Below are 12,285 nucleotides of genomic sequence, written 5' to 3'. Positions count from 1 at the left end.
TTGTTTAGTCAAATCCGGTTGCTGGTGTTATTTTCTGCAATCGGGTTCTACCAATTGAATTGATTGACCGTTTCTATCATCGAGTGCGCTATCATACAGCTATGATGGAATTCAGAAAACTAAGAATTAAAACAAAACTGATCGTCGTTGTACTTTTAACAAGTACAATCGGCTTGTTGTTTACCGGTATGGGTGTTTTAACTCTGGACCGGATTAAGCAGAAGGAGATACTTGCCGAAGAGATGTCGATACTGGTACAGGTGATCGCCTCCAGAAGCGCGGCTGCTCTTAGCTTTCGGGACCAGGCGCGCGCCAAAGACAATCTTACGTCCTTATTAGTGCGGCAGTCCGTTGAATTCGCGTGTATGTACAATTCAGTCAACCAAATTTTTGCCCAGGTCGCCCGTGGCTCTGAAACGGATGCGGATTGCCCTCCAGAGCCGAAAAAAGCCGGTGAATATTTTATCCTTGGTTATCTTGATGCCTATCAAAAGATCGAATTGAATGACTTGGAAATCGGCACCGTTATGGTCCGCACCAGCCTGATTGATCTGGATCGTCGATTACAAAGTCAGATATTGATGAGTATCGTCATTCTGAGTGTGTCTTTGGTTACGGCCTTTCTGATAACCCAGCGGTTACAACGCGCTATATATCAGCCTATTGTTGATTTGGGTGATGTCGCCAGCAAAATCACTGAACACAATAATTTTTCAATCCGTGCCTCCACCACCAACGAAGATGAAATCGGGGAAACCATTGCGGCGTTTAATGCCATGCTGAATAAAATTGAAGCAGATAACGAGGAGCTAACCCGACTTGCCTACTATGATCCGCTGACGAAGCTCGCGAATCGCAGAATGTTCAGTGAACGTTTGCTCTTCGCGCTAGAAAACGCCCGCCGCAGTGGTGAGAGAATGGGCCTGATTTTTCTTGATCTGGACAAATTCAAAGAGGTCAACGACGAGTTGGGGCACGATATCGGGGATCTGATGCTAAAGGCTGCAGCTAAGCGTCTGGAGGCTGCACTGCCGTTGAATGCCACCGCTTTCAGGCTCGGTGGGGATGAGTTCACGGTGTTGCAGGTCGGTGTGTCAGAGGCAGAGCTCGAGATCACCGCGCAGGGCATTTTAAACGGGTTTGCAGAGCCCTTGATTTTGGCGGGCAGGCAGCTGGTCATCTCGTCCAGTATCGGAATTGCCATGTCCGACGGGAACGACAATGTGAGCTCGATTGTGAAAAGCGCTGACGTGGCTTTATATCAGGCAAAAGACGCCGGACGCGCTAATTATAAAATCTATAAAGGTGGGTAGCAGGGTGAGCCGGTAGGGTGAACGCTTGGGTCTGGCTTCCGCTGGTACGCCCACAGTTCTAGTCCGGCAAGCTCCCACCAATCAACAGTTTTCCCAGATAACGCTTGATTGCATTTTGTCTCAGGCATTCCCGGTCATTCCGGTCGACCGGTTCACAGCTTGCCATGTAATTGTCTAACGAACTACCTCGCTGTTCTGCTACCTCCTCCGGTGACGTTGACGTTGACGTTGCTTCTTCGGGCTCGTCATTGAGTGTTACCGTAATCGTATTGTCAATTTCATCTTTCGTATCCGGCCGGATTGAGGGCGGGCGGGTGACAGCGAGAATATTGCGGCTGGTGTTACCGTCACCCAGCACCTGAATGGATTGCTCTCGAATGCTCAAAGCGTCTGCCTTTGTGTCGGAATAATACCTCACCACAAAATTCACATCTCCGTTGTTGGTATGAAAAACCATGCGTCCCGGTGTTTCGGAGCCTTCAATGAATTTTGCATTCGGTGAAATGTCGCTGTCGACCGGGGTAATGGTGTTAAGCTCAACGCCGTAATAACCATTGGGGTCCGTGACCAGGATTGCGCTACCGCCGACTATAAAATCGGTATTCCCATATGCGGAATCGGTATTGGCTTCACCGGAGTAGGTTTCGCCTGATTCCAGATACAAATATTGCCCCATGAGGGTTAGACCTCCAGGCTGGTTCGTCACGATGTTTCCCATCACCGTGATACCTCCCGCAGCAAATTCCTCGTCTGTAAAAGCCAGTGGGCCCGCTGATCCGTTACCACCGAAGGTGGCCATGGTTTCATCGCTTACCGTCATATCCGAGAGCACCAGGCTGCCGACATCGATACTCGACCCATTCCCGATCAGGATGCCTGCAGAATTCAATAGCATGACCTGGCCGTTCGCTATCAGACTGCCGAATAGTTCACTCGGGGTTCCAGACAGATCACGGTTAAGTGCAATCGAGTTTATATCGGGCTGGATAAATTCAACGGACTCACCCGGGCTAATATCGAATTGACGCCAGTCGATGGCCGCATTCTGGCTGACCTGGTTAATCGTTGTGGTCGGGCCTGACGTAATGTCGGCGTCACCCGAGACTACGTTATCCAGCACAGGGGCACTAACCGCGATAGGCGGCATGGCCAGCAGGCAGGCCATTAATACGCTTCTGAGGCTGCGGGAAAACGGGGCACTTCGAGCCAGTGTGAAAATCACTTTCGTGTTGAGGTCATGCATGGTCATAGTCTGATCTTGGTTTGACTTGATGGACCGGAAAGATAGAAGTGTATGCGCCATTGCGGTTAAGATCCACGCTTAGCAGCACAACGGTTGATGGCGAGTTGGGATGAGGCGTTCATTTTGAGTACACCTTTACTTCGGTTACAAACATTTTTGCCGGGTGCAAAATTGAGATTCCAGGGTTTACCGGCCTATCCGCAGTTGGAGTTATTATTAATAGATGCAGATTACGATGATAGCCGTATATCCGCAGAGCAGGCCGATAAAATTGGCGACGACCCGCCTTACTGGGTTTTTTGTTGGGCAAGTGGCCGTGCCATGGTCAATGAAATTTTTCAGGGGAGTATATCGGTCAAGGGAAAAGTGGTTGCTGACTTTGGGTCCGGAGCCGGAGTGGTCGCGATAGCGGCTGCACTGGCTGGCGCTAAACGTGTGTATGCCTGTGAAATTGATCCGGTTGCAATATCGGTAATCCGGATCAATTGCCAACGCAATAATACCGAACTTATTGTAACCCGGGACCTTGATTCAATTCCTGAAGCAGTGGATCTGGTGCTGGCAGCCGATGTGCTCTATGAAGCTGAAAACCTAAAGTTTCTGGATTGGTTCCTGGCTTGCTCTGACGATGTGGTGGTGGCGGATTCGAGATTAAAAAATCTGATACATAGTCAATACGAGCATTATTGCACGCGGTATACGACCTCATTTCCGGACTTCAAAGAAGCCAAAGCGAACAATGAAGTTCGCTTTTACCGAAATCGAGTGTGACTCTGGCAGTTATCGGGGCTTGTTAGGTTCGGTTCAGAACCACAGCATCAAGCCCACATTCACCCCTTCATCGATCTTCTGATCTGAGCCCGAAGTGCCTTTCATCTCCGCGTTACGATAGCCCAAGTATATCCAGGCTTGCTCAATAACCCGATATTGCACGCGAGCTGAGAAATCAACAAATCGCTTAACCTCATCGAATGCCAACACATCGGGGGCGTAGTAAAAATCGCTGCGTAAACTCAGATTAGTGACGTTGGGAAGATCCCAGTTAACAAAACCACCCAGCCCGAGGGCGGTACCCGAATTGTTCTGTTTGTCTGCATCAATATAATAGAGGCGGCCACCGAGGCCCGCCAGAATGCCGGACTGCTTATTCACATTGTCTGCGACGAAAAAACTTCCCCAATAGGCGTCACCGTTGTCTTGGTGATGGAGTATTCCCGCACCCACATTAACTTCAGATTGTGAAACCTGCGTTGTGTAATCCAGGCCGACAGCATCATTGTTGAGACTTAAATCCAACGTGTGTGCGTTAGCTGAAACAGCGAAACAGGTCATGCAGAAAAGGGAAGTTCTGGTGATCAGCGTGGTTATTGAATTGGAAATACCCATAGATGCCCCCTGAGGGTGATTGAGACGATACAAGCGAGGCATTATCTTTTGGATTGAGCCAGTATTCAATCAATCCAGCCGAAAAAAGCAAAGATTTTCAATGGATTGATTCTGAACGGCGGAGCATCCTAACCAAAATAGGGGAATGCACGGGATTTTGACGCATTTAGCCGGTGACTTACGACCAAACTCTAACGAAGCTATCAATATGCGGTGGTAAGACTATAATTATTCGACAATAATTGATTTCTTCTGGCCCGACATGCGCTATAGTTTAATTATTCTTCAAAAACACCTTTAGCGTTTCAGCTAAGCCGAATTATTTATAAAAACGCCTAACCATGATTCACGATTTTGCCACCCATTCTAAATGTAATCACCCCGCAGAGATTCTTATTGAAAAGAGAATGTCTGCGGCCCCTGTTATGTCTCCTGTTTTTACCCGTCGGCAGATTAAAGTAATCGCCATTGCAGTTGCTTTAACGGTGACGCTTTCGATCAGTGTCTATAGCCGGACAAAAACAGACGATGCAACGTTAGCCGAATTTGCACCCGGTGTTGAAGGTGTTCAGCAATATCAAAAAGAAACCGTGTTTCCGGAAACCGAGAAGGGCGCTGACCATGAGTTGCACTCTGCTGTGAATTCACATTCCTTTTTCACCAAGGACTTGGATGAGGTTGCGACTATAGAGGGTGAAACACAGGAACAGGTAGCTTTCGAGGCTGCGGTGAACAGCGAGCCGGAATCCGAAGTGGGCTATGGATTTTACGATTCCCTTCAGGCAAGCACTTGGGATATCCCTGTACAAAAGGGAATTTATATAACAGAAGACGATCTTAAGCGTGCCACCTATACATATATGCTGCAAGCGGCTTCCATGCGCAGTCGGGCGGACGCAATTGCATTGGTGCGGAAATTAAAAGAGATGGGGATGAAAGCAACCTATACCAAGTCTCGCGGCAGTTACGGCGATACCTGGTATCGCGTTAATGTAGGGCCGTTTTCCGATGTTTCGGTAATGAATAAAGCAGAAGATCGCTTGGTGGCGATGAGGATGATGCCGCTTAAGCGCCGGATCAAATAGGCGCTTGCCGCTGGTGCATGAATCGCAAAGTGAATGGCAGGTCGAACTCAAAGCCTGCCATCCACCTGGTCTTTCGGCAAGATGTATTTAACGTCGAAAATCACCGAGTTTGATTTTCCCAACTGCTTAATTTTGTCGGCACCCATTGCTTTGAATTGCTTGTGTCCTACGCAAATTATGATGGCGTCGTAGGTGTTGTTATCCGGGCTTTCGGTTAGCTTCAGTTCGTATTCTTTTTTCGCTTCATCCGGATCAGCCCAGGGGTCGTACACGTCAATATTGGCGTTATAGGTTTTAAGCTCTTCAATTATATCCACGACTCCGGTGTTTCTCAGGTCGGGACAATTTTCTTTGAATGTCAGCCCCATGATCAGAATACGTGAGCCCACCACATGTATCCGCTTTTGAGTCATCAGCTTGATAACGGATTCGGCCACAAAGGTTCCCATGGTGTCATTGATTCTACGGCCGCTGAGAATAACCTCGGGGTGGTAGCCGATTTCCTGAGCCTTGTGGGTCAGGTAGTAAGGGTCAACACTGATGCAGTGGCCCCCCACCAGGCCCGGCCAGAAGGGTAAGAAATTCCATTTACTGCCGGCGGCTTTGAGGACTTCTTCGGTATCAATACCAAGCCGGTTAAAAATTAGAGCGAGTTCGTTAACCAGGGCGATGTTGACATCCCGTTGCGTGTTTTCAATGACTTTGGCGGCCTCTGCTACCTGGATACTGCTGGCTTTATGAGTGCCTACAGTCACGATCTTCTGATATAGCGCATCCACGAAGTCGGCTGTTTCGGGGGTGGAACCGGAGGTAACTTTAACGATGTTATTCACCCGGTGAAGTTTGTCACCCGGATTGATACGCTCAGGACTATACCCGGCGTAAAAATCGACATTGTAAGTCAGGCCAGACAGGGATTCGATGATGGGTACACAAACTTCTTCTGTGCAGCCTGGATAGACAGTGGATTCATAGATGACCAAATCGCCCTTTTTGATCACTTCACCCAATAGGCGGCTGGCCGATTCGAGCGGCTTAAGATCCGGTCTGCGGTGCTTGTCTATGGGGGTGGGGACGGTCACGATAAAGACGTTAGCCTGGCGTAGAGTCTCCGTCTCGGTGGTGAAGCTCAGCAGGCTTGCGCTGGCCAACTCGGAGGAGGTTATCTCAAGTGTACTGTCATGGCCGTCCTGCAGTTCCTGGATGCGCGTTTGATTAATATCAAACCCTATCGTGTTGATAATTCTGCCAAATTCCACTGCCAGGGGAAGGCCCACATAGCCCAGACCAATGATGGCTAAGGTAGGATTGGTAGTTGGGGGCATAATGAATCCTTATTTGTGAGACTTGCCGCTGGATATTAGGCATTATGGTGTAATGGCTGAGTTTAAGTTCAATATCAAAATTATGAAAGTATTAAGCATTGCAATGACTTAAGCGCATTTTCATGGGACCAGAATAGAGCGAATTTGTATAAAGGCAATACTGGTTCACGGCTTAGTCCATTTATAAAGCATCAACCTATATATAGCTTGTAATTTCCTCTATACTCGTTGCTGTATTGTTTAACCGTCTGTTTATCAAGGGTTTAGCGTGTTTCACATACGCATATTTAAACATTATCTACCCATCCAATACGTTGCTCTGACACTGATTGAATACTGGCTTTTGATACTCTCAGTTTACATAGCCTTTTGGATACGGTTCCCCAAGACAAATGCGAACCTGCTTGATTATCGCAACCCTTACGCAATTAAGGCGTTGATATTCGCGGTCATCATGTCCTGTTGTACATTAGCTCTGGGCGTATACGAAGCCAAAATCCGGGAGGGCTTCTCCGGTGTGGCCGTGCGGTCCGTTGTTGCCTTTTTTCTGCTGGGATGCGGCAGTCTGACGGTTCTTTATTATATTTTTCCCAATTTACAGCTAGCGCGGGGCATTCTCTCTATATCCGTTATTATCGGTTTGTTTTTTTGTCTGATGCTGAGGCTGCTTTTTTATCTGATTGTCGACCTGAACCAGTTACGTCGCAGAATCGTTATCTGGGGGGCAGGGAATAAGGCTGTACAGGTCATTTCCAATCTACATAAAGAAGATAAATTGAGTAATGTGTTCATAAAAGGTGTAATACCTTCCGGCAAAATAGTACACCCCGATCTGCCAGCCGAGAAAATCCTTCGGAGTGACACGCCACTACTCGAATATTGTAAAGTGAACCGGATCAGTGAGATCGTCGTCGCCCTGGATGAACGACGTAGGGATCTGGGCGGTAACCTGCCCCTCGATGTATTGTTGGATTGCAAGCTTTCCGGGGTGGAAGTAGTCAGTGCGGTGGATTTTTGTGAACGGGAAATCGGACGGATTGAGCTAAATCAATTAGATCCTAGCTGGATGTTATTCTCCGAAGGCTTTAAGTATTCCGCTTTTCGAGATATTTCCAAACGAGTATTTGATATACTCGTGAGTTGTGCTTTGCTTTTTGTGTCCTGGCCGATCATGTTCCTTGCGGCTATCGCCGTTTTCATAGAGGATGGATCGCCGGTTATGTATCGGCAGACCCGGGTCGGCCTGAACGGGAAGACCTTCGATCTGTTCAAGCTTAGAAGCATGAAAGTGGACGCGGAAAAAAACGGGGCAGTATGGGCCCAGGAAAATGATGAGAGGGCAACCAAGGTCGGTGCGTTTATCCGGAATACCCGTTTAGATGAGTTACCACAAATTTATAACGTATTGAAAGGCGACATGAGCTTCGTTGGACCGCGTCCGGAAAGACCGGAATTTGTTAAAGACCTGGTTCTGCAAATCCCTTTCTATAATGAAAGACATCGGGTTAAGCCGGGATTAATTGGCTGGGCACAACTGAAGTTTCCCTATGGGGCGTCGGTTGAAGACGCTTCGAACAAGCTCCGTTATGACCTTTATTACACAAAAAATCACAGTCTTTTGTTAGATATTTTGATAGTTATACAAACAGTTGAAGTAGTATTGTTGGGCAAAGGCGTCAGATAACTCCAGATAGAGGAAAACAAAGAATGAAATCACTGGCCGTTATTTTCGTATGTTTATTTCTGTTTGCATGCGAAACCACGAGTGAGGAACCGATTGTGGTTCCACAGAAAACATCACCGGTAAAAACCGGCGGCTACACGATAGGTGTGGGCGATCAACTCAGTATCTCAGTCTGGAGAAATCCGGATATTTCAGTCGCAGTTCCGGTGCGCCCGGATGGCATGATATCCGTTCCGTTGATCGGTGATATTCAGGCTGCGGAACAGGAGCCGGTGAAGCTGGCAGGGGAAATCAAAGGCAAGCTATCCAATTTTATCAAGAACCCCCAGGTTACTGTGGTAGTGACCGATGCGGTGAGCTCTGCATTTTTGCATCGTGTCCGTGTTACGGGTGCAGTCAATCAGCCAGCTTCATTACCCTACAATAAAGGTATGACTGTCATGGATTTGGTGTTAGTGAGCGGGGGTTTAACCGACTTTGCCAATGCAAATGCGACCAAATTATATCGTGTGAGCAGTGCAGGCACCAAAATATACGAGATAAAACTCGACGATATTTTGGGCAAGGGTGACATCCAGACCAATTTCCTGCTTCAGCCCGGCGATATTGTGACTGTGCCAGAGCGCTTATTCTAACCGTTGGTTCTGAATAATGAGTTCTAAACCTTCCCCCGCGCCGTACAATCCTTCTATAAGGCAGGTGATTTTAAAAGAAGCAATCGGCATGAAATCATGGATCGCATTGCTCTTTGCCGTGATCTGCCTGACGGTGCTTGGGGTGGGAACCCTGTATCCAAAAAAGTTTACCGCAGTCATTACGCTTGATGTTGAGCAGAAGCCTGCGAGCGAGCAACTGGTTCCCGGCCAAGAGGCGTTGGTGGATAAAAGTGAACGCCTCCGGGTAGTGAAAGAAGCGATCAAGTCACCGCAACTGCTGCGCGAACTGTTGTTGAGCTTACCGGAAGAAACGTCCGAGGGTATGGATGTTAAACAAGGTATTCGCAAGTTGTCTCAATCCATTGAGGTGAGCGAAACTGAGAATAATAAGATACGGATAGCCTATTCCAGTCCTGACCGCTCCGAGTCGTATAACAATCTGGTGAAATTGGTTGAACTATTTGTCGATGGATCTGAAAAGAGCCGGAAACAGAAGGCCCGAGATATATACGAATTCGCGAAAAACCAAGCCAACGATTACAAAAAGCAGTTACGCGAAGCCGAAATAGAGATTCACAAGTACAATACGAAAGATTTAGATGGTACGCCAGTTGAAGTGAAAAAGCGTATCGCTGATTATCGAGCGGAAGTTAAAAAGGCTACCCTGACCATCGACAGTCAACAGGCCCGGGTCGCTTCGCTGGAAAAGCAGATTTCAAGGGAAAAGAAGTACCGCGATAAGCCGGATATTTCAGAAACGTTACTCGCGCAATTGTCGGACACTCAATCCCGATTGGATTCGCTAAGATCCACTTACACCGAAGATTATCCTGATGTCATTGGCTTGAAGCGGAAAATAGCCTCGTTAAAGGAAGAGCTTCAACGGGTGACATCTCCGGGCTACGTTCCTGAGCCTCAAACCCATTCCATCGAAGACCTGAACCCGGTGTATGAAACGCTTCGAAAACGCATTGCCAGCGAAAATGCGGAGCTCATCGCCAAGAAAAAATTGCTTGAAAGAACCAACACGCTTATTGCCGAAGACCTCAAACGTCTCGACAGGATTGCGGAAAAGCAGGTCAGCCTGGCCGAGTTATCCCGGGATTATGAAGAAACAAAGTCCGTTTATCAGGAGATGCTGGCAAGAAAGGAAAAGGCTCGCGTGTCTCTGAAGAAAGGCGGTGAAGGGGGTACCAGTTATCGCGTTTACGAATCAGCGCGCTTTCCTTCTGGTCCGGATGGGCTGAGATTCTCACAGTTTTTTATAGCCGGTCCATTGCTCGGGATCTTAATTCCGCTGCTTTTACTGGCCGGGTATATCCGGTTTGATCCGCGTATTCGGACAGCAAAAACTTTGGAACGATGTGCTGGAGTTCCTGTGCTGGGTGTAGTGCCCCATTTGTCTACCCCGTTAACCAAGCGGGTAATGCGCAGTGATGTTATTTTACTGAGCGTATTTTTAGGCATAGTACTGGTCGCCTACCTCTCCATTGCTTACGCGTACCAAGAGGGGATGCTCTAGATGGGAAAGAAAAATAAATCCATATCAGGAGTGCGGCGACCTCAGGTAATCGATATGTACAAGTCGAAAGACGCATCCTCAAAAATCGCTAATATGGCAGAATTGGGGTCGATGTCGGCTGACGAGCTATCTGATCGCAAAATAGTTCATTCCGGTATGCCCAATAAAGAAGCCTTGTACGCATTCAGGGAAATTCGCACACAGCTATTAAAGAAAGCCAATGGGCGGAATTTTGTGTTAATGGTGACCTCTGTCGTGCCGAATGCAGGCGCCACTTTGATGACCACGAATCTAGGGGCCGTGCTGGCACTGGATAAAACAAAAACTGCACTGCTGGTCGATTGTAATCTCTATAATCCGGGCATGGGCTCTTTGCTGGACGTGGCGCCGGACTACGGTCTTACTGACTACCTGACAGAAGACAACCTGGATATAAACGATATTATTTACGCTACAGGGATACCTCGGTTACGGGTTATTCCGGTGGGTACTCAGCTTGAGGTTGGTGCGGAATATTTTTCATCTGGCCGGATGTCCCAGTTTGTTGAAGATCTCAAACTGCGGTATCCCGATCGCTATATTTTGCTGGATGTTCCTCCTATCGAATTTTGGGCGGAAGCAAGGATTCTGGCGGAACTCAGCGATTTCTCAGTGTTGATTGTGCCCTATGGGAAAGCCACCGAAGCCAAAGTAGAGGCCGCGGTGGAGGCCATTGGAAAAGACAAACTCGCTGGTCTGATATTTAATCACTAGCGCAGAGCTGGGGGATGTTCATGTTGCAGTACAAACTACAGAGAATTTTAATATTCACTGTTTTAGGTTTTTTTGCCAAAAGTACACTGGCTGATATTGAGAACAGAGTTAGCACCGCGGTCGGTACTGAATGGAATAGTAACGTATACAAGAGCGCTTCAGACCATCAGAGCGACACCATAGGTCGTTTGTTGGTTGACCTAAACCTGTCCAATCTGGGGGAGAGCACTGACTACGGTATTTCGTACAAGCTTTTGCATGAAGAGTACCTGGACGACTCGTTCGATAGCCGCAATTATTACAGCGGTCTAGGCTATTTCAATATGACGCTGATTCCGAGCAGATTAAGCTGGAATAGTGAAGTAGGGTCTTCAGTAACTTTGCGGGCCGGTGATGGAATTGATTTGCCATCCAATCGGGACCAGCGCAATTCCTATTCAACTGCACTCGATTATTCGATTATAAGCAATAAAAAAGACGCCTTGACCGCGTCGGCCACGTTAAGCCGCTTCGAGTTCCGCGAGGCGAATCAGAATGGCAGTGACCGCGGGATGTTTGAATTAGAGTGGAAGCACGCGATTAGTAAACTGACTTCTGGTGGATTGCTTTGTGATGCAGAGAAGGTTGAATTTAAAGTTGGTGAGAGTTACGACGCATTTATGTGCGGAGTAACCGCGGCACGACGTTTGAGTAACGGACTCATAAGTGCGGAATTGGGTAAAAAGACTATTGACCCGGAAGGTGCTTTTGATACTGAAAGCGAACTGGTTTATTCGATCCAGATGAATTGGGCCTCCGGGCCGAATACAATCAAGCTCCAGTCTACAAAAGATCTGGTGGATACATCGGTAGGTCTGTTTAAGCATCAGTTTGATGTGGATCCTAATGAACCGCTCGATCAGAACACGGATATCGTTGATATTACCCTTCGTTCCCGCACACAGATATATTACGGCTATGCTTTCTCAGCGATTTCCGAATTGGGTGGTTCGTTGTATGTTGATTCGGATGAGCGCTTTAATACTGACAGAAACAACGATCGTAAAGGTGTGAGACTTAACTATAAATCCAGGCTGACCAGGAGCCTGAATTTTAATATTGATTACGAGTTTGAGCGTAAGTTATACGCAAGTAATACCCCCGATAGCCGCTTAACTTACACAAACCTCTATACTATTTCATTGGATAAAACGTTCAGTCGCCATTTCCAGTTGATAGGTCGATTGCAATCTGAGGATCGTCGTTCAAACGTGGATTTCGATGAGTACGAACTTTACGCTTTTATCGTCGATTTATTCTACACGTTCTAACGGGTGTG

General features: G+C 47.6%; 11 protein-coding genes. 8 read left to right on the top strand and 3 right to left on the bottom strand.

Going from position 1 to position 12,285, the window contains the following annotated elements; translation table 11 throughout:
• Nucleotides 1-101: 101 nt before the first annotated feature.
• Nucleotides 102-1,313 (top strand): sensor domain-containing diguanylate cyclase, encoded by a 1,212-nt coding sequence (locus FT643_RS00200; RefSeq protein ID WP_156868683.1) that lies wholly within the window; start codon nt 102-104, stop codon nt 1,311-1,313.
• A gap of 58 nt (nt 1,314-1,371) precedes the next feature.
• Here the strand turns inward: FT643_RS00200 and FT643_RS00195 are convergent, their stop codons facing one another.
• Nucleotides 1,372-2,562, bottom strand: a complete 1,191-nt coding sequence (locus tag FT643_RS00195) for a two-partner secretion domain-containing protein (protein WP_198043217.1) — start codon at nt 2,560-2,562, stop codon at nt 1,372-1,374.
• A gap of 117 nt (nt 2,563-2,679) precedes the next feature.
• Here FT643_RS00195 and FT643_RS00190 point away from each other — a divergent pair, with 117 nt between their 5' ends.
• Nucleotides 2,680-3,327 (top strand): 50S ribosomal protein L11 methyltransferase, encoded by a 648-nt coding sequence (locus FT643_RS00190; protein WP_198043216.1) that lies wholly within the window; start codon nt 2,680-2,682, stop codon nt 3,325-3,327.
• A gap of 33 nt (nt 3,328-3,360) precedes the next feature.
• On the opposite strand, the gene FT643_RS00185 is transcribed toward FT643_RS00190, so the two are convergent.
• Nucleotides 3,361-3,942, bottom strand: coding sequence for a YfaZ family outer membrane protein (locus FT643_RS00185; RefSeq protein ID WP_198043215.1), 582 nt, complete (start codon nt 3,940-3,942; stop codon nt 3,361-3,363).
• Between the two features lie 425 nt (nt 3,943-4,367).
• On the opposite strand from FT643_RS00185, the gene FT643_RS00180 reads away from it, so the two are divergent.
• The gene (locus tag FT643_RS00180) at nt 4,368-5,027 is read left to right on the top strand and encodes an SPOR domain-containing protein (protein ID WP_198043214.1); all 660 of its coding nucleotides are present in this window, start codon (nt 4,368-4,370) and stop codon (nt 5,025-5,027) included.
• 47 nt (nt 5,028-5,074) lie between these two features.
• Here the strand turns inward: FT643_RS00180 and tviB are convergent, their stop codons facing one another.
• On the bottom strand, nt 5,075-6,352 hold the full coding sequence (gene tviB, locus FT643_RS00175; protein WP_156868678.1) for a Vi polysaccharide biosynthesis UDP-N-acetylglucosamine C-6 dehydrogenase TviB: 1,278 nt from the start codon (nt 6,350-6,352) through the stop codon (nt 5,075-5,077).
• Between the two features lie 268 nt (nt 6,353-6,620).
• Here tviB and FT643_RS00170 point away from each other — a divergent pair, with 268 nt between their 5' ends.
• The 5 genes from FT643_RS00170 (at nt 6,621) to FT643_RS00150 (ending at nt 12,277) form a co-directional block, all read left to right on the top strand.
• On the top strand, nt 6,621-8,036 hold the full coding sequence (locus tag FT643_RS00170) for a TIGR03013 family XrtA/PEP-CTERM system glycosyltransferase (protein ID WP_198043213.1): 1,416 nt from the start codon (nt 6,621-6,623) through the stop codon (nt 8,034-8,036).
• 23 nt (nt 8,037-8,059) lie between these two features.
• Nucleotides 8,060-8,671 (top strand): XrtA/PEP-CTERM system exopolysaccharide export protein, encoded by a 612-nt coding sequence (locus tag FT643_RS00165; protein WP_156868677.1) that lies wholly within the window; start codon nt 8,060-8,062, stop codon nt 8,669-8,671.
• An 88-nt stretch (nt 8,672-8,759) separates the two neighbouring features.
• Nucleotides 8,760-10,214 carry a hypothetical protein gene (locus tag FT643_RS00160; protein WP_156868676.1) on the top strand — a complete coding sequence of 485 codons (1,455 nt, stop codon included), beginning with the start codon at nt 8,760-8,762 and terminating at the stop codon, nt 10,212-10,214.
• A complete protein-coding gene (locus FT643_RS00155; protein ID WP_156868675.1) occupies nt 10,215-10,967 on the top strand; it encodes a P-loop NTPase family protein in 753 nt (250 codons plus the stop codon).
• Between the two features lie 20 nt (nt 10,968-10,987).
• Nucleotides 10,988-12,277, top strand: a complete 1,290-nt coding sequence (locus tag FT643_RS00150; protein ID WP_156868674.1) for a hypothetical protein — start codon at nt 10,988-10,990, stop codon at nt 12,275-12,277.
• Nucleotides 12,278-12,285: the final 8 nt, after the last annotated feature.

It is taken from the genome of Ketobacter sp. MCCC 1A13808 (assembly GCF_009746715.1).
GTDB lineage: Bacteria > Pseudomonadota > Gammaproteobacteria > Pseudomonadales > Ketobacteraceae > Ketobacter.
Note: the sequence above shows the minus strand (reverse complement) of the source record. Positions and strands in the feature narration are given on the sequence as shown.